Origin of the sequence: Zooshikella ganghwensis DSM 15267 (assembly GCF_000428585.1) — a bacterium.
Taxonomy (GTDB): domain Bacteria; phylum Pseudomonadota; class Gammaproteobacteria; order Pseudomonadales; family Zooshikellaceae; genus Zooshikella; species Zooshikella ganghwensis.
In genome coordinates this window covers 1-18070 of record NZ_AUAF01000020.1, presented here as the reverse complement: position 1 = coordinate 18070, position 18070 = coordinate 1, and the positions used below count along the sequence as shown (strand labels likewise).

The 18070-nt window shown below is 35.0% G+C and carries 25 protein-coding genes; 21 read left to right on the top strand and 4 right to left on the bottom strand.

Translation table 11 applies throughout. The features are described 5' to 3' along the window. Positions 1–44 precede the first annotated feature (44 nt). The 21 genes from F607_RS0106880 (at position 45) to F607_RS0106780 (ending at position 14833) form a co-directional block, all read left to right on the top strand. On the top strand, positions 45–716 hold the full coding sequence (locus tag F607_RS0106880; RefSeq protein WP_038290413.1) for a flagellar hook-basal body complex protein: 672 nt from the start codon (positions 45–47) through the stop codon (positions 714–716). 42 nt (positions 717–758) lie between these two features. After that, entirely contained in the window at positions 759–1517 is a 759-nt protein-coding gene (locus F607_RS0106875) for a flagellar hook-basal body protein (RefSeq protein WP_027707502.1), read from the top strand. A gap of 4 nt (positions 1518–1521) precedes the next feature. Beyond that, entirely contained in the window at positions 1522–2490 is a 969-nt protein-coding gene (gene flgA, locus F607_RS0106870) for a flagellar basal body P-ring formation chaperone FlgA (protein ID WP_027707501.1), read from the top strand. Position 2491: 1 nt separating this feature from the next. Further along, a complete protein-coding gene (locus tag F607_RS28500; RefSeq protein WP_051311027.1) occupies positions 2492–3049 on the top strand; it encodes a flagellar basal body L-ring protein FlgH in 558 nt (185 codons plus the stop codon). Continuing rightward, positions 3050–4162 (top strand): flagellar basal body P-ring protein FlgI, encoded by a 1113-nt coding sequence (locus F607_RS0106860; RefSeq protein WP_027707500.1) that lies wholly within the window; start codon positions 3050–3052, stop codon positions 4160–4162. It abuts the gene before it with no gap. Between the two features lie 15 nt (positions 4163–4177). After that, the gene (locus F607_RS0106855) at positions 4178–4561 is read left to right on the top strand and encodes a flagellar basal body rod protein FlgB (RefSeq protein WP_027707499.1); all 384 of its coding nucleotides are present in this window, start codon (positions 4178–4180) and stop codon (positions 4559–4561) included. Beyond that, positions 4561–4935, top strand: coding sequence for a flagellar basal body rod protein FlgC (locus F607_RS0106850; protein ID WP_027707498.1), 375 nt, complete (start codon positions 4561–4563; stop codon positions 4933–4935). Before F607_RS0106855 ends, F607_RS0106850 begins: the two co-directional genes overlap by 1 nt. A gap of 3 nt (positions 4936–4938) precedes the next feature. Further along, positions 4939–5229 carry a flagellar hook-basal body complex protein FliE gene (gene fliE, locus F607_RS28495; RefSeq protein WP_051311026.1) on the top strand — a complete coding sequence of 97 codons (291 nt, stop codon included), beginning with the start codon at positions 4939–4941 and terminating at the stop codon, positions 5227–5229. Positions 5230–5233: 4 nt separating this feature from the next. Then, positions 5234–6646 (top strand): flagellar basal-body MS-ring/collar protein FliF, encoded by a 1413-nt coding sequence (gene fliF / locus F607_RS32590; RefSeq protein ID WP_027707497.1) that lies wholly within the window; start codon positions 5234–5236, stop codon positions 6644–6646. After that, positions 6636–7085, top strand: a complete 450-nt coding sequence (locus F607_RS0106835) for a hypothetical protein (RefSeq protein WP_027707496.1) — start codon at positions 6636–6638, stop codon at positions 7083–7085. The genes fliF and F607_RS0106835 overlap by 11 nt, the downstream gene beginning before the upstream one ends. Then, positions 7082–7792, top strand: coding sequence for a FliH/SctL family protein (locus tag F607_RS0106830; protein ID WP_027707495.1), 711 nt, complete (start codon positions 7082–7084; stop codon positions 7790–7792). Before F607_RS0106835 ends, F607_RS0106830 begins: the two co-directional genes overlap by 4 nt. 2 nt (positions 7793–7794) lie before the next feature. Then, a complete protein-coding gene (locus F607_RS28485) occupies positions 7795–9099 on the top strand; it encodes a FliI/YscN family ATPase (RefSeq protein WP_084611144.1) in 1305 nt (434 codons plus the stop codon). 16 nt (positions 9100–9115) lie between these two features. Next, positions 9116–9580, top strand: coding sequence for a hypothetical protein (locus F607_RS0106820; protein WP_027707494.1), 465 nt, complete (start codon positions 9116–9118; stop codon positions 9578–9580). A 2-nt stretch (positions 9581–9582) separates the two neighbouring features. Next, entirely contained in the window at positions 9583–10215 is a 633-nt protein-coding gene (locus F607_RS0106815; RefSeq protein WP_027707493.1) for a hypothetical protein, read from the top strand. Between the two features lie 85 nt (positions 10216–10300). Then, a complete protein-coding gene (locus tag F607_RS0106810) occupies positions 10301–10708 on the top strand; it encodes a flagellar hook assembly protein FlgD (RefSeq protein ID WP_027707492.1) in 408 nt (135 codons plus the stop codon). A 10-nt stretch (positions 10709–10718) separates the two neighbouring features. Continuing rightward, the gene (locus F607_RS0106805; RefSeq protein WP_027707491.1) at positions 10719–11891 is read left to right on the top strand and encodes a flagellar hook-basal body complex protein; all 1173 of its coding nucleotides are present in this window, start codon (positions 10719–10721) and stop codon (positions 11889–11891) included. Between the two features lie 2 nt (positions 11892–11893). Then, positions 11894–12634, top strand: coding sequence for a FliM/FliN family flagellar motor switch protein (locus F607_RS0106800; RefSeq protein WP_027707490.1), 741 nt, complete (start codon positions 11894–11896; stop codon positions 12632–12634). 17 nt (positions 12635–12651) lie between these two features. Continuing rightward, complete coding sequence (locus F607_RS28480; RefSeq protein WP_051311025.1) at positions 12652–12975, top strand: FliM/FliN family flagellar motor switch protein; 324 nt, start codon at positions 12652–12654, stop codon at positions 12973–12975. Next, positions 12972–13364 carry a hypothetical protein gene (locus tag F607_RS0106790; RefSeq protein WP_027707489.1) on the top strand — a complete coding sequence of 131 codons (393 nt, stop codon included), beginning with the start codon at positions 12972–12974 and terminating at the stop codon, positions 13362–13364. Before F607_RS28480 ends, F607_RS0106790 begins: the two co-directional genes overlap by 4 nt. Further along, the gene (gene fliP, locus F607_RS0106785; RefSeq protein ID WP_027707488.1) at positions 13361–14101 is read left to right on the top strand and encodes a flagellar type III secretion system pore protein FliP; all 741 of its coding nucleotides are present in this window, start codon (positions 13361–13363) and stop codon (positions 14099–14101) included. Before F607_RS0106790 ends, fliP begins: the two co-directional genes overlap by 4 nt. 18 nt (positions 14102–14119) lie before the next feature. Beyond that, the gene (locus F607_RS0106780) at positions 14120–14833 is read left to right on the top strand and encodes a sigma-70 family RNA polymerase sigma factor (protein ID WP_027707487.1); all 714 of its coding nucleotides are present in this window, start codon (positions 14120–14122) and stop codon (positions 14831–14833) included. A 15-nt stretch (positions 14834–14848) separates the two neighbouring features. Here F607_RS0106780 and F607_RS0106775 read toward each other — a convergent pair whose 3' ends face one another. The 4 genes from F607_RS0106775 to F607_RS0106760 form a co-directional block, all read right to left on the bottom strand. Continuing rightward, entirely contained in the window at positions 14849–15178 is a 330-nt protein-coding gene (locus F607_RS0106775; protein WP_027707486.1) for a hypothetical protein, read from the bottom strand. Further along, a complete protein-coding gene (locus F607_RS0106770; RefSeq protein WP_027707485.1) occupies positions 15168–15776 on the bottom strand; it encodes a tetratricopeptide repeat protein in 609 nt (202 codons plus the stop codon). The genes F607_RS0106775 and F607_RS0106770 overlap by 11 nt, the downstream gene beginning before the upstream one ends. Before the next feature lie 79 nt (positions 15777–15855). After that, the gene (locus F607_RS32585) at positions 15856–16317 is read right to left on the bottom strand and encodes a response regulator (protein ID WP_027707484.1); all 462 of its coding nucleotides are present in this window, start codon (positions 16315–16317) and stop codon (positions 15856–15858) included. Positions 16318–16374: 57 nt separating this feature from the next. After that, the gene (locus F607_RS0106760) at positions 16375–17382 is read right to left on the bottom strand and encodes a LacI family DNA-binding transcriptional regulator (RefSeq protein WP_027707483.1); all 1008 of its coding nucleotides are present in this window, start codon (positions 17380–17382) and stop codon (positions 16375–16377) included. Positions 17383–18070 lie beyond the last annotated feature (688 nt).

Genomic DNA, 18070 nt, shown 5'->3' with positions numbered 1-18070 from the left:
TTCATTCAGCATTTTGAATGTCTAGTTATGCTAAAGGTTTATACATGTCAGACTTAATGAGTGTTTTAAATATATCTGCTAGTCAGGATCTGCAATCATTAAACAATATTACTCATAACCTGGCCAACACAAATACCAATGCTTATAAAAGATGGATGAATGTCAACAAGGGTATTGCATCAGAGAACACTTCATCAATCGATTTATCTACTGGTAGCCTTCAACGAACGAATCGTTATAAAGACATTGCGTTAAAAGGCAGTGGATTTTTTGTCGTTAAACACCAAGGACAAACTTACTTGACTCGTCGTGGTGAGCTAGAAGTTAGTAAAGAAGGCTACTTGACGTTATCATCTGGTGAACGTCTTCAAGGACAAAGTGGTGATATCCTATTAGAACCAAAAAGCTTTAGTGTTGATCAACAAGGTAACATTATTCAGGACAATGTTGTTAAAGATTCGATTCAAGTAGTGAGTGCTGAATTAAGCGGCAAGCAGTATTTGGGAAACGGTTTATTTCTTTATGAAAATACCACCCCAATACAACAACAAGATAAAGACATACTTCAACACCATTTAGAGTCTTCTAATGCTGTTGCCATGGATGAAATGGTAAATCTTATCACGTTAAGTAGACATTATGAGTCAGTTTTTCAGGTAGCCAATGGCTATAACAGCTTATTGGAAAAAACGATTTCTGAGTTAGGTGACTTTTAATTAGTTAACTTTTAATTAAAGTTTTTTATTAGGCATAAAGTAATGATTGATGCAATACATATTGCTGCCAGTGGTATGCATGCAGAGCAAAAAGCTTTGGATGTTATTGCAAATAACCTGGCAAACTTAAATACAACGGCATATAAGAAAGGACGCCTATCATTTAACGAAGTGATGCAGGTTCAACAGGTTGATCACAATTCTCACCAAACAATTCGTCAGGGTGCAGGTGTAACTTTTAACCAAGCTTCGGTACAGTTTGATAGTGGTGATCTAAAGCCTACAAATCGTAATCTTGATGTGGCTATTGCGGGTGATGGTTTTTTTGAAGTCGAGTTAACCAGTGGTGAATTAGCTTACACACGTAATGGCTCATTTAGATTAGATCAAGATGGTTTTTTAGTTAATCAGCAAGGTAATTTACTTGCGGATAGAATTCAAATACCGACAGATGCCAAGTCGCTAACAATCAATGAGTTAGGTGAAGTCAGTGCACAAGTTGGCTATGAAAATATACCGCTTGGTTCAATACAGGTGGTCAAGTTTGCTAACCCTGAAGCACTAGAGACTGTTGGTAACAGCATATACCTCGCTAATGAACAGTCAGGAACGCCATTCTATCTCTCTGCAGGCGAAAATGGTGCAGGAAAAATCCAACAAGGTTTTTTGGAATCATCCAATGTGGATCTCACAGAAGAATTAATGCAACTTACTTTGGCGCAACGCGGCTATGAAGTGAAAGCGCAGATTATCCGTGCAGCAGATGACATCATGAGAATAACAAATAGCTTAAGATCATAAAAAAATGCTTAAGAATACGTTATTATCAGCCATTATTATCAATCTACTGATACTACCTATTCTTCCCATAAGTGCTTTGGGAGGTACGTTGTTCCAACTACCTCCTGCAGTGATTGTAAATGAGTCAAACCCAAAGCTGAAATCAATTGTAAAGCTTATATCAACGACAGAGTCATCCACAAAAATTGACAAAGTCTTAAATCAACAAATTATCTTGGGATTAAAACCTGCACAATACACAGTACTCACTAAAAGTAAATTAGAGCGTAACTTGGCATTAGTGCTAAAAGACTTTCAAATACAAAGTTACGATACAGTAAAAGTGACTCGGAAAGGTTATTCAGTAGCCATAAATGAACTAGCGTTACAAGCTAAACGTTTTTTGCACAATCAGTTAGTACCACTTGCAGAAGATATTGTTATTGAATTAGTAAGTGATATACCTGATGTCTATGTAAGTGAACAAAACTATACTTTAAGCTTTAAACGCAACCTTGATAACCAGTTTTTGAAACGTACTTGCGTATGGGCAACTATCAAAACAAGTAAAAACAGTAAAACAGTTCCTATCTGGTTTAGTGTAACGTTAAAGCAGCATGCTTGGGTTTTATCTCAAACTCAACAGGCCAATAATCATTTTCATCAGTCTCAGGTTTCTCGACAAATCGTTGATATTGCAAAAACACCTGTAGCAAAATTAGTTAAAAACCCTAAGCTTCTTAAATATCGTTATAAGCGTAGCTTACCTGCAGGCACCGTTTTACTTACAACTCACTTAGAAGAATTACCAGCGGTTGAAAAAAATGCGGTAACCCTTGCAAAAACAACGCATAGTGGCATAACTATCAAAACCTATGTAAAAGCACTCCAAGATGGCAATATCAACCAACGTATTAAAGTGCAATCTTTGAGTTCAGGTGAAAATTTTTATGGTATAGTAATCAACACCAACATGATTCATGTAATTAATTAAAATGAGAAAGTTTAAACTTACACTGCTAGCTTGCTGTATTTTTTGCAGCCAAGCCAACGCTACATCTCTTTATTCTGAAGACACCTATCAGTCGTTAGTCGAAGATCCTATTGCTAAAAAAGTAGGTGACAGTGTTACCGTTTTGGTAGTTGAAAAATCTTCCGCAGCAACAAATAACCAAAGTAATAATGATCAAAGTGTAAATGTAGGTGGTAAGTTTTCAACTTCTACGCGAGAAGAAAAAGGCAGTCTTGGGCTTAACTTTGGATATAATGGTACAGACTCAGCAACGCGTTATGGCAAGCTACAAGCCCAAATAACAGTCGATATAATTGAAAAAGACCGGCTAGGTAGATTAAGACTTGAAGGCAAACAAAAAATATTGATTGATGGTGAAGAGCAGTTTATATCTGTGAAGGGCTGGATTAGACCAGAACATATAGATTCAAACAACAATATCTTATCGACTAGAATTAGTCAGGCTGATATTGAGTATACTGGCTTTGACAATGATGAACCCAGCTTTTTTACTCGATTTTTTTCTTGGTTAGGCTTTTAAATGAAGCAGCTTGTAGTAATTTTGACAATGCTTTTCGCATTAGCAGCACATGCAACCCCCATTCAACTAAAAAATCTGGTTCGAATAGAAGGTGTGCGAGAAAATGCCTTAACAGGCTACGGCATTGTAGTTGGATTAGCAGGTACTGGTGATAGTAGACGCAGTCAAGCTACGGTTCATTCTATCTCAAATGCATTACTTAGGTTTGGTATTCGTGTTTCCGACTCAGATATCAGTAGTCGTAATGTTGCAGCCGTTATGGTAACAGCCAAACTCCCTGCATTTGCCAATAAAGGTGATAAACTTGATGTTAATATTGCATCTTTAGGAGATGCAAGAAGCCTGGTGGGAGGTACCTTATTACTTGCCCCGCTAAGAGGAGCGGATGGTAAGATATATGGTTTAGCACAAGGCCCTGTTTCCGTAGGTGGATTTAAGTACGACCTATACGGCAATATAATCCAAAAAAATCATCCTACTGTCGCAAGTATTCCTGATGGACTCAGCGTTGAAAAAGCCATAACAAATAACATTGTAAATCATAATGGCGACATTACACTTTTACTAAAAGAGCCTGACTTTACAACCGCAGCCAGAATAAAGCAGAAACTAAAACAAAAGTTAAAAGGTGTACATGTCAGCGCAGTAAGTCCTGGTAAGATTGTTCTACGTCAAAACAGCCAATATGATTATGTTGACTTAATAGCGACAATAGAGCATTTGACAATTATTCCTGATAATGTGGCTAAAATAATCATCAATGAACGAACGGGTACAGTTGTGTCAGGAAGTGATGTTATAATCGATAGTATTACGGTTTCTCATGGTAATATCGAACTATCAATTACTACTGATTATGTTACTTCACAACCTAATATAAATATTCAAGCCAACATCAACTCATCATCTGGCATTAATACCACTGTTGTGCCCGATATCCAAATTGAAGTGAAAGAAGATGTTGTTACTGCCATTTCAATGCCATCTGGAACAACCGTAGGTAATTTAGTGACAGCATTACGCAAGATACGTGTGAGTACACGGGACTTAATATCTATCTTGCAAGCAATAAAATCTTCCGGCGCTTTACATGCAGAACTTATCATAAAATAGCGGAGCATATATTTTATGAGCCTATTACTAGAAACATCGACAGTAAGCCTTCTTAATAAGTTTTTAGAAGGAACGCTGCTGGAGCATAAGTTAATTGCAAATAATATTGCTAATGTAGATACTCAAGGCTATAAAGCAAAAACTATCAAGACAAATAATAATTTTACAGCGCTAATCAATAGCTTAGATAACTCTCACTCTTCACAAAGTGCGATTAACAGTATCAAGCAGTGGGTTCCAGAGCACAACATACAATCAGACTCTACCGCTAGCAAAATAGAGCTTGAAAAAGAACTTGCAAAGTTATCTAAAAATGTCATTCATTATCAAGCAATTCTTACAGCCAAAAGTAAATTAAATAACATGCTAACACTGGCAATAAAGGAAGGTAAGTCATAATGGATAGCTTCGCATTAAGCGAAATAGGTATGTCACTGCAAAAACAGCAGTTAAATCTAATTGCTCAAAATGTTGCACATGCAAATACTGTTGCAAGGCCTGGAGAAACTTATAGGGCGCTAGAACTTGTAGTCACTAATTCATCAGAACCATTTAGCATCGGTCAAGCACAGGTAAAAGAAATAAAAACACAGCCAATTAAGACATTCAATCCAAAGCATCCCTTAGCAAGTAGCGATGGCTTTATTGAAAGACCCAATATAAATATGGCCGACCAGATGATGAAGATGATGATGGCTACTCGTGCTTACGAAGCAAACTTAAGTGTTTTCAACGCTAGTAAAAAAATGGCACAACTTGTATTAGAAAGGTAGCATGTGAATATTGAATCAATAGAAGCAATTAATGGCATTAGTTATAACCAGCTTCAACCTAAAACAGCCATCAGTGGCAGTGGCTTTGATGCTATTATTCAGCAAATAAACTCATTAGATCAGCAATATAAAACAGCTGAATCTAGCGCTTTAAAAATGGCCTCAGGTGAGATCGAAAATTTGCATCAAGTTATGCAGCAAATAGATAAAGCTTCCCGTAATCTGAACCTGGCAATTCAGGTCAGAAATAAGTGTATTGAAGGGTTGCAAGAAATTATGCGTCTACAAGTTTAAACTGATGAATACTTTTATGAATATCTGGCATAGCATTAGCCAAAAGAATCGAATTTCATTTATTTTACTTGTAGTAGCAATTCTTTTGCTTGCTGCAATATCTTTATTTTTGTTGTTTTCTCAAAACTACTCATTACTCTTCAGTAACTTATCACAACAAGAGCAAAGCCTGATAGTTAAAGAGTTAAATCGTTCAGGTATCGATTATACGATTGATGATCAGAATAGCTTATATGTTGATCCTGATCAGCTACACAAAGCTCGCTTAGCAATTGCTAATAGTGGGTTAGAGCAAAATCAACTACCAGGGCTTGAGTTATTCGACCAAGCAGACTATGGAATTTCTAAATTTGCACAGAAAATCAATTATCAGCGCGCACTTCAAGGAGAGCTTGTTCGAACCATCAATACACTTGAAGAAGTAAGATTTTCAAGAGTTCATATAGTGTTACCTGAAACCAGAGCATTTAGAGCAAACTCGTCTAAAGCAAAAGCTTCGGTTACATTAGCGTTACACCCTGGTAAAAAACTCAGTCCTTTGCAAATCGAAGGTTTACGTACTCTTGTAGCATCAGCAGTGCCAAACCTATTGTCTAACCAGGTTACAATCATAGATCAAAATGGACAACAACTATCTACTGACGCTAGTAAATTTTCTGCTTTTAGCGCTATAAATCAAAAAAGAGATTTAGAGCTATTCTATCAAAAGAAAGTAGAGCGTTTATTAAGAAGAATTGTCGCTAACAGTCAGTACACCGTTAATATTGATATTGCATTAAATCAGGTCAGTGAGTCAATCCATCAAGAACATTCCATTCCTGTGCGTGAAAATGGCAAAGTAATCGTTAGACAAACAGTAGAGGATAAAAAGTATCAATTTGCTAAAGATAAGCAAAATGATATGGCTTTAACTGACAGACTCACAGATGAACATATAAGAAGAGAGTATGTGTTCTCGAAAGAAACAAGAACAAAAAAGCAGCCTGCAGGTACAATAAAATCTATTACGGTAGCAGTATTATTATCATCTGAGATAAGCAACACAGATCAAAATAAGCTTACAGATTTAATTTCCAAATCTGTTGGTTTACAACCTGGCCGCGGTGACAGCATTTCAGTTAGCGTTATCCCTGCATTGCAACTACCTGAGTCAAAAGCAAATAACGATGAATATAATCCACAGCCTATTTTTGATACACCTAATTCCGAAAATACGTTCTTTCAAACCCTGGCTGATAAAGTTCTTGAAAAGAAAGAAGTCGTATCCCTTGTTTTTTCACTAACCGGTATTACCCTATTTCTAATCGTTTTACTTACCATTAGGAAGAAAAAACCTGAGCGACTTACAAAAGACGAAAGACAGCAATTACTACTTGAAGTAAAGGATTGGCTAAAGGTGGATTCAAATGAACGATGAACTGCCTTCTGAGAAAATAGTTGCACTTAAGCTGGCTCAGTTAAGCTGGCTTGATCGTTACTGGATACTACGTAAGCTCGAAAAAAAACAGCGTGTCCGGATTAAGTCTATTTTAAAGACTGTTAGCAAAGCAAAATATGCAAATCTGTCTTTTGACGAGACTAATGAGCTAATAAATCAAGCCACTTCAGCATTTACTTTGAGTGATACCGCTAGTAGCAACAACTATCTTCCTAAAAACAACAATGTACAAAGAGAAAGCTGTGTTCAAAATAAATGCATGACAGCATTCGAAGGCTTACCACCCTTTTTATATAACTATGCAGTCGATAAAGTAAACGGTTATGCTGAGGCTAATGGAAAGATTACAAAGCATACACAAGAAGCGCTTAACAGACTTATTGAAGATACGTTAGTAAAAACTGAGGTCTCTTCATGACAAAAATTTTTCGTGATGAACTGATAAGAAAGTCAAGTGAGGAAGCCCATAGCTTAGCCAATGGCGACAACAGTCAAATTTCTTTAGAAGAACATCATGAGCACATGAATAAGCTACACAAGCTTATTGATCAGCTAAGATCTGAAAATACAGCTCTTCAAAACAAGCTAGCAGAGGTACAAAAAGATCTATCTGAAACAACTGAAAGCCAATACCAAAATGCGCGACGTGAAGGCTATAAAGCAGGTTTTGAAGAAGGTCTTAAGAAGTCAAAACAAGAATTCAGTGACCTCAATGATTCGTTGAATGAATGTTGTACCTTATTAAAGCAAAAAGTTTTAAAAGAAATCGAAAGTCATAAGTATGCTTTATTCACGATGCTTCAATCTTCGTTAACCAAAATTTTGGGAGAAGCTTACACGAAGTCAGAAACCATTGTTGCACTCATTAGCCAAGCCGTACAAACTGTTGATAATCAACACGAACTTGTTATCTATTTACATAAGTATGATTACAACAGAATCAAACTTTGTACTCCCGAAATACAAGCTAAAGCCAAGCCAGTTAAACTGACATTTGCTGTTGATGACTCAATACAGGCTGGTGGCTGTATTCTAAAGAGTCAATATCAAGGATGGGATGCTCAACTAAGTAATCAGTTATCCAGTTTACTTGAAAGTATTTCTTTTTTATTCGATGACAAGTAGAAATGCTCACTAGTCTAATAGAACAATTTGAGTCAGTCGTAACAAGAGCCTCAATAATTACCCCAATAGGCCTTGTTTCCCAAGCACGTGGCTATGCTATTGAAAGTGATGGTCCTGATGCCGCACTGGGTGAGCTATGCACTATCACCAATCATAACCAACAGCCTATTTCGGCCCAGGTTATTGGATTTAATAATGGTAAACTCACATTAATGCCGTTTGGTCAAACTACCGGTATTCGGCTGGGTAGCCGTGTTATTGCTCAAGGGAAGTTTCCATCAATAACACTCAGCAATTCATTAATTGGCTGTTCTATAAATGGCATTGGTGAACCGCTTGATGGTTCTGAAAAAGTTGATATTGGAGAAAATATCAGCCTCGAAGGTGCTGCTCAAAATCCTTTACACCGACAGTTAATCGGTGAGCGCTTAGAAACAGGTATTCCCTTAATCGATATTTTTTTACCCCTTGGTAAAGGACAGCGTATAGGTTTGTTTGCTGGCAGTGGTGTTGGAAAAAGCACCTTATTGGGGAAAATCACCCAAACTCAGCTTGCAGATATCATCGTTATAGCTTTAATTGGTGAGCGCGGACGAGAGGTCAATGAATTTATCTTTCACACTTTAACTGAAGAACAACGAAAACGCGCAATTATAGTTGTTGCAACCGCAGATGAGCCCCCCATAATGAAGATTATGGCTGCAAATACGGCCATGTCTATAGCAGAATACTTTTGTAAAAAAGGCAAAGATGTCTTACTTGCGATGGACTCTATTACACGCCTCGCAATGGCACAAAGAGAACTAGGACTTATAGTAGGTGAACCACCGACATCCAGAGGATATACTCCTTCATCTTTCGCAACGATAGCCAGGCTCGCTGAGCGCGCAGGAAACTTTAAAAAACAAGGCTCGATTACATGTATATTCAGTGTTCTTGTAGAGGGAGATGATCATAATGAACCTGTTGCTGATCATGTTCGCTCAATACTTGATGGTCATATAACACTTTCCAGAGAAACGGCTAATCGAAACCTTTATCCCTCAATTGACCTAATGCAAAGTGTAAGTCGACTTTATAACCGGCTCACATCAGATTACGAGCAAAATATCATCAATCGTTTTAGAAAATCATTGGCTGAATACAACCAAATTCGTGAGATGATAGAGCTAGGTGCTTATGAAAAAGGTAAAAATCAAGAACATGATCATACTATCTCTTTATACAAGAAACTTGAACCCATACTCTATACAGATAAACATGCAGTAAGAGTCGAAGTACTCAAGCGTATTAGCAACTACTTATAAACTGATAGTCCTATTAATGAAGCTAATATCAAGTAAAAAAATTACATTTATAAAGTACTTACTTTTAAAGTGCTCAGAGCGTACTCAGGGTTATGTACAGTTACTTGATCATCTTTCTAGGATGTTGAAATCAAATAGTTCTCAACTTAAAACCAATCAAGATCAAATAACATTACTAGAGAATATGCTAAATAGCATCTTAACAAGCCCTAAGCATTATCAAGCAGATAAGCATGAACAGTTGCTTGGCTACTACCATAAACTTTCTCTAAAGTCAGAACAGCTCATATCAATCAAAGATAAGCTTAATAATGATTATAGATCTACTCATCAAATACTTTGCAAAGAGCTACATACCAAAACTAAACTGACTGAAAAGCTTGCAAACTCTATGAAAGAGAATCAGCTTTTTTTAGAAATCAAAGATATCGAAGAAAATTTGGAACTTTATATTACTCAATCCTTTTATGTAAGTAAGTAACAGTGAAAGCCACAATACACAATAGTTTTAACCTGCTTAAGACATGTCACTCAAACACCCAAGAAAAGAATAAAAAGCAAAAAGTGCTACAACAATGGGAGGAAACTTTACAGTTTGTAAATAAATCTTCTGTAAACGATCAAAGCCGTCGTCTATCAAAAGAATCTCTTAGTAGCAAACATATAAACGCAGCTCTTCACCAAGCAAATCTTGAATCTAAAATAGTACGTAATAATATAAATACAGGTTTTGTTGTTAGTAAAACTCAGATAGATGTTCCACTATCTAATAAACATATTGACTGTTATAATAGTGGACAGAAAAACCTTATGTCAGACGGCAAAGCCGAAACAGGCTTACTGACTGTAAAAGATGCAGATATATTCGTTTCAAAGAGCAAAACAAGAGTAACAACAAAGCTTTCTGAAACAATGTCAAGACTGTTGCCTGTTGAAAGCGCAAAACTTTTATATGATAGCGACGGTAAGTTAAAGCTGTATATAAGAAATTATGTATCTCAAGAGTCCCAAGACAAAAAGAAACTTATTTCGAAGATTAAGTCTTTGAGCAAAGAGCTTAATGTAAAGATTGACTCTGTTGTAATCAATGGTGTCAATACAACTATTTCCATATAACGAAGTATATACCTAAATCAAAGGTATAGCCTCGCTAATAATATATTCGTGAAAAGTATAAAGAAAAACTGGCAGTACATACACCATGACTATAGATGCAGTAGGACAAGTAAACTCAACCAATCAGTCTGTACAAAATAATACTATTAGTGTTGAAGAGTTTCTCAATGTCTTCATTACTCAGCTAAATTACCAGGATCCACTAAATCCTGTAGATAACCGTGAGTTCATGGCACAAATGGCTCAGTTTTCACAACTTGAGTTAGAGCGATCAACAAGAGATACCTTAACTGAACTTACCCAACTTTCTGCTAATACGCAATCTATTGGTTTAATTGGAAAAACAGTCGAAGCCGTATTTGATAATCAAAAACATGTAGGTGAGGTAACCACGTTACGCTTTGTACAAAATACTCCACTTCTCACCATCAAAAAAGAAGATGGTGAGCTTGTTCCTGATATCAAACCATCAATGATTTCAATTGTTCGGTGATAACCAAGCAATGTCAACTTTAAGTATTCTTTATAAAAGTTTTTCTGGGTTACAAAGCTTTTCCCACTCTTTAAATAATCTTAGCCATAATGTTGCTAATATCAACACACCTGGTTTTAAGGGCACTTCTGTTCACTTCCGAGATATGCTATCAGACCAGAACAAAGGTGGTGGAGTTCATTACACAGGAGAAACCTTAAAACTAACTCAAGGTGATATTAGTCGTACAGGTCAGGACTCTCACTTAGCCATCGATGGTAAAGGCTGGTTTGTGCTAACTGATGGAGAGCGTGAATACTTTACTCGTGCAGGGCAGTTTGAGTTTGATCAATGGCAGTTAGTTGATAAGTCTACAGGATATAAAGTATTAGGTATTCGTGATGGAAATATTCAAAACTTCAATCTAAATCACTATAATATTAGTTCACCTCAATCAACTACAAGCATCCAACTCAAAGGTAACTTGAATGCAGGTGCTGCAACAGGAACAAAAGTTCCTGCAGAGGGTGAAGAAAAACTAGAAGCCGTTTATTTTAATAAGCTTGGAGAGAAACATACACTTTACTTTAGCTTTACGAAAAAAACGGGTAATGAGTGGACTGTAGCAGTAAAAAAATCTGAAACTGAAACACTTGCAACTCATACGATAAAGTTTAACGGTAACGGCTCCCCGCATGCGGATAGTGCTAACTTATCAGTCAAAATTGATGACAACCAATCAATTAAACTAAATATAGGTCAGTCTGGTACTTTCGCTAACTTAACAGGCTATTCTTCAGCTAATTCATCTGTCGCATTCAATGCTGAAGATGGAAGAGAAGCAGGTCAGTTGAAAGGTTTATCATTTGACCATACAGGTAAACTGTCTGTTGAATACACAAACGGTGATAAGCAAGATACTTTACATGTACTATTAGCAAATTTACCTAATGATCAATATTTAACCTCTGTTGGTAATAGTATTTTTGTCTATCAAGAGAGATCTGAAATCATATATGGTCATGGTGGCCAAAAAATGTTTGGCACAATAAAGGGTGGCTCCATCGAAAAATCAAACGTTAATATGTCACATGAGTTTTCTGAAATTATTATAGTGCAAAGAGGTTACCAAGCTAGCTCTCAAGTACTTAGTGTAACTAATAAAATGATTGAAGAACTTTATAACAGTGCTCGAGGAAAATAGCATTGATTTATCCTCTAACACTCTATAGTAATGAACATTTATTTTCACTAGTGAGTCACTTTAACTCTCTTTATTCAAAATGGGTTAAAAAGTGGTTTATTTCATGTGATTCATCATTAGCAGTAGATATACCAACAGAGAGCTTATTACTTGATAAAAAAAATGAAATAAATAATAAGTTTAACATTCCTTTTTACGGTTTTGATAACTGGAATAAAGTATTATACAGCTCTCTGTTTGAAGATGAATGTTCCAATGATCAACTTACACACCCTCTCTGTCAATCAATCCTTAATGAGTGTCTTTCAGACTTATTAACTGTTTTAAAGGTTAGCTCACTGAGTGATATCGATGTTGACCAATCAAATATTCTGAAGTTTGGCAGTGGGTGGTTAACTATCAAATTTTTTATATCGGAAAATAATTATTTTTCTTTACTCCTCCCTTCTTCGTTTATTAAACCAATTTTAAAGCTACCAGTAATAAAAGATAATAAAGCTCAACTAACAAGTAGACTTAATACTATCTCAGATAAAACTATAATATTGAAAGCTACATGTGATTCTATTTCTTTAACAGTCAAAGAACTAAATAGCTTACGTACTGGTGATGTAATCTCATTAGATACTGTATCTGGCAATACCCTTTTTCTCAAATCTCATGAGAAAAAAGAAGTTTTTACATGCAAACCATGTAGTGATAAAGATAATAAAGCTGTTTACATTGTTGACAAAATTTTATAGTTATTCCGAGGTTACCCATGAAGCATGAATCTATTGATTTATCTAAAGTAAGTTATACAAATAATGATACTCCTTCGCCCAAAGAGTCTCTTTTTGATAGAATTCAGCCATCAATTATTGAAAGCTTAAATATTTCAATCGAAGCAGAGCTAGGTTCTGCTGAAATGTCTGTTTCAGATTTTTTTGAACTGAAAAAAAATGATGTAGTTACACTTGATACATTAATTGATCAGCCTTTAGAGCTCAAGGTTAATGGACATACCATCGCAACAGGAGAACTTGTTGTTGTAAATAATAACTTTGGTATCCGTATTATTAATATTCTTGAGAATACTTTATGAAAAGCTTGTACGTTTTGGCTTTACTGTACTCTTTATCTACTACGGTTTTTGCCACAGTAGATAAAATACCAGAAAACAATGAAAAAATTGTTTTTAAGAGTGAGTCAGTAACTGAAAACTATAAGCTTACGCAGTATAGTGTAACTATTGGTGCCATTTTATTAATAGCAGGAATTCTCATCTTTTATAAAAATAAAATTTTACTAAAAAATAATAATCAAAGTACTTTTGATTTTAAAATCATTGATCAAAAGAAACTAGACTATAAAAATACTATAACTATTATTAAGATAGAAAACCAGCACTTTATTGTTTCCCATAATAGTAATTATAATCAAATAGTACCTCTCTCCCAATCATCTCAGTCTATAAGTGATCAGACATCATGATTAAAAAGATATTCATCCTTTTAATCTTATTAAGTATTGTTCCAATTGCTAGCAGCTCAGAAGTTGTTAATATCTCTGGATTATCTATCGGCTTTGACAATACAAGTAGTGATCTTTCTTCACCACTTCAAGTAATTTTATTACTCACGGTTTTAAGCTTAGCACCAGCCTTATTAATGATGCTGACGTCTTTCACCAGAATAATTATTGTCTTATCAATGATGCGTCATGCTTTAGGTCTCCAGCAAACTCCTCCAAATAATGTATTAATAGCATTAGCATTATTTTTAACATTTTATACAATGCAACCTGTTTGGCAGCAAGTAAATAATCAAGCACTCCAACCTTTAAAAAATGGAGAAATTACTTCTATTCAGGCAGCAGAAATTGCATCTCAACCTATAAAGCAATTTCTGCTTAAACATACCAGAGAGCAAGATCTAGCAATGATTCTTGAGCTATCTGGTAGCGAAATGCCAAACTCTGTACAAAGTGTTGATTTAATTTCATTAGTGCCAGCTTTTTTATTAAGCGAGCTACAAACAGCTTTTCAAATAGGCTTTATCATATTTCTTCCCTTTTTACTTATAGATCTATTAATTTCAAGTACATTGATGTCAGTTGGTATGATTATGTTACCTCCCATGATGATATCTTTACCAATAAAACTCTTAGTTTTTGTATTAATCGATGGTTGGTCATTAATCACTTACGCTCTCGTTGGTAGTTTTTTTTAGAGGCTTTAGTCTATTCTCATGACGACTAAAGACTCAAAAAATATTGATTTTTTTTGGAGGAAATATAAGCAAGATACTTGTAAAGAAAACTTTGATAAGCTCATTGAAATATATACCCCTCTCGTAAATAAAATTGCAAATATCTATTATAAAAAAGTCTTTATTTCAGGGATATCTTTGGATGACTGTATTCAATATGGATTTGTAGGCCTTATAGAAAGTATTAAAAACTATAATATAGATAAAGGCTCTAACTTTGATATTTATGCATCTTTAAGAATTAAAGGTTCAATTTTGAATTCTGCACATACATTTTCTGAGTTTTCAAATTACTATCACTGGAAAAGAAAGCTTGAAAGTCAGCATAATAATGCAATGTCACAATCTATTGTTAAATTAAACCTTGAAACAATTATTAATATTACTATAGACTTAGGAATCAAATATTTTTTATCAAATGACTTTGAGTGTTTTATAGTATCAAGTGAAAACAGTATCAATAATACAAGTAAAATAGATGCACCTCTAGCGGTATCTATCTATCGTGCAATTGAATCTTTAGATGAAATATTAAAGCATATTATTATTCATCACTACTTACTTGATGAGTCTTTTCAAGAAATTGCTGATACTTTAAGCTATTCCAAAGCTAGAGTCTCACAATTACATAATATCGCAATATGTGAGATCCGCTCAAAATTTTTATCGCCTAACAAATACACATTTGTGTAAAAGTTACTTTTATAATTATAAGCTTTGTAAAATTTTTCTCAGCTCTATAAAACTACTATGTGTATCGATTATTTCAAAGAATTTTTTTGTGACATTACTAATCATTCCTTCCGAAACACAATCTGCGCCTAGTTTTTCTAATAACAATACTGTCACAAGCTGTCTACAGAGTTCTTTATCAGATAATTCATTCAGATTTGTTTTTGAAAACTTTGATGCTAATACTTCATTTATTGACTCTTCTTGCTCAATTTTAGCCGAAAAATGATCAGTTCCACTTGATTTTCGATTGCTTAGTTTAGATAGTATACGAGATATACTATCTAACTTATTATCAATTTTCATTGTTATCTTGCTGATACTTCGATATAAATATCTTGTTTATCGCACTATCTTTATTTACTTTACTTTCCAGTAAGAATTCACTTTCTTCTTTAAGATTCTGCTGTTCTTCTCTTATGTTATTTTCAGTAACTGTTCGTATTATATTCTCAATATCACCATTTAAAGGTTTATTTTCATTATTAGCTTCTATTCCTAATTCTAATTTTTCTATCCCTAAGCTAATATTTTCTTCCTGTAATAGTAAGAGACCCTCAGCAAATAGTTTTAAGTAATCTGTAGCATTACTTTCTTTCAATTCAAGCCACACAGTAGCTGCTTCTTCAATTTCTGATATAGTCAAATATAACAAGCTTAACTGAAACTTTGCTATCCATAAGTTAGGATCTTTTTCTAATGCAATTTTCATTTCCTCAATTGCATATTGATATAGTCCTATTTCAGCGTGTTCAGCCGCCAACATATAATAATAAACTGCACGTTCTTCTTTTTGAATACATTCTTTCAATAGTATTATTGCTTGAGCATGATCTCCTTGCTCACTCGCAGAAAGTGCACAGTGGAATATCTCATCTAAATTCAAATTATCAGTAAACTTCATCTATAAATCTCACTTTTCTTTTAAAAGTATTCTATTCTAATAAGTTTAAATTTACAAAATGTAATAGTTTGTGTAAAAATCATAAACTATACCACTTAGACAAGCAGTACTTAATTTCCTCTAAACTTGGAGGCTGCTTCAAACAAGCATCAACAACACCAGACTTAATAAAGCCTTGCTGTTTTTCAACATCAAGACAAGCTGAGCAAAGTATTAACCTCATTTCATATAAAGCTGTGTCATTTCTCACATAGTGGCAAAAGTCAATACCATTTTTAATCGGTAGTTCTCTTAATTCGCTGTCGCGGTACAATTGCTTTTGTAACCTTTCAATTGTTCTTCTACTATAGAGAGGCATGCACCAGTCTGTAATTGCAAGATCAAACTTAAAAAATTTATTTCGAAGTAATGAAAGACCAATATTGCCATTTTCACATACAGTAATATTGGTTATAGAAAGCTTATTTAATATATTTTTGATTTGAGTTTGATATTCTTGTTGATCATCAATAATGAGTACAGACAGCTTATTTACATTCATAAAAGTGTATTATATTTCTTTATTTGTGTTCAAATATACCACTCTTTTTTGGTATACTTACCTGGATCGCCAACAGATTTTAGCCGGTATAGTAAACTGAGTCTGACTTGTTTCTTTACCATCTAGCAAGTTTTTTGTAATTGTATAGGCGGTATAAGCAAGAGAAGTACAGTCTTGTGCTACTGAATCTATATCAATGGGCAAACAATCAAGTATATGGTAGTCATCAAACGTTGCTATTCTTATATCAAAATCGAGTAATTGGTGATCACGTAAATAACGCAAAACCCCTTCAAGTATGGTATAGGATGCAGTGAATAAGCTATAAGGTGGACGTCCTAATTCTTTTATACATTCATCCATCATTTTATAGCCTGATTGAGGCTGATAATCTGCATGCTTAATCCAGCCAGGTCTGAGTATTAAGCTTGCTCTTTTTAGTCCTAATTTATAGCCATCAAGTCGTTGTTTACTTGGCGACAGTTCTAACTGACCACCAAAAAAGTAGCATTCTTGTCTCGTATTTGATATTAGCTTCGTTACTACATCCGCAGTTGCATTACAGGCATCTGAACATACAAGTGGTAAGCTTGAGTTGCCGATCTGTCTGTCTAACTGGATAACTGGCAATTGATTTGTGAGTTTTATATAAAACTGATCATTGGTCATAGCAGAGCCCACAATGAGAGCATCTACCTGTCGTTCAACAAGGTGAGTTACGACTTTTTTTTCTAAACTTTGATCATCTTCTGAACAAGCAATAAGCAACTGTAAACCATCTTCTCGGCAGTGCTTTTCAAGTTCTTTAGCTATTGAGGCAAAGCCTAAGTTTGTTAGATCGGGTATGACCAAACCTATGGTATAACTACGCTTGGACTTTAATGAACGCGCATGAATGCTTGGACGATAGTTATACTCTTCAACTATCGCTAACACTTTTTTACGGGTGGTTTCGCTAATTCTTAGTGCTTCAGCCTTTCCATTAAGAATGAAACTAACTGTAGATTTTGATACACCAGCTTTTTTCGCTATTTCTGCTAGTGTTATTCGCTTTTTCTCTTTCACAACCCACCTGGCCAGCCCTATGTGAGTCGACTATTTTATAACACATTAGTTTGATAGACGAATAAAAATAGCTATGATGGTCAGTTACCTTATTAAAACCCTTACCCCCATTTACACTGAAAGCCAAAGCTATACTGGAGACACCGCCATAACTTTAGATTGTATTAAGCTTTGTATATCAATTGTTAGAAAACTAGTAACTATTCACTTTTTAGTACATTACTCTTTGGAACAACATGCATAAGAACTTACTAATGCACACCTCGAACAAAAAATCTTGTGGGAATGAGTGGATATTAATATGTGACTGGGGTTGCAGTTAAATGCTCCTCGGCAATAGCTCCTGCATTGCTCTACTATATGACATCCATGTCATTATGCATAAACTGCATTCCCACCATCCTTGGCATTAAATTACCCACAATTTTGGGCGAGTTCAAAGCCTGCCTTCAGCTCATATAGTCTATTAAGACCACGCCAAATGACTGTATTACCTGGAGGTGGGTCATTTGACCTAGCTAAGTATCCACCTAACTTGGCCAGTCGAAGGATATAGTCTTGTAATGTCTCTGGCTTCTTCTTTTTTAATGTAATTTTCCAAAATAAGCCTTTCTACATTATCAAAGGCCAGTTTAGGTGCCAGCCTTCTATCTTCCCTATTGAGCATCGTTAGCCAATGAATTCGCCA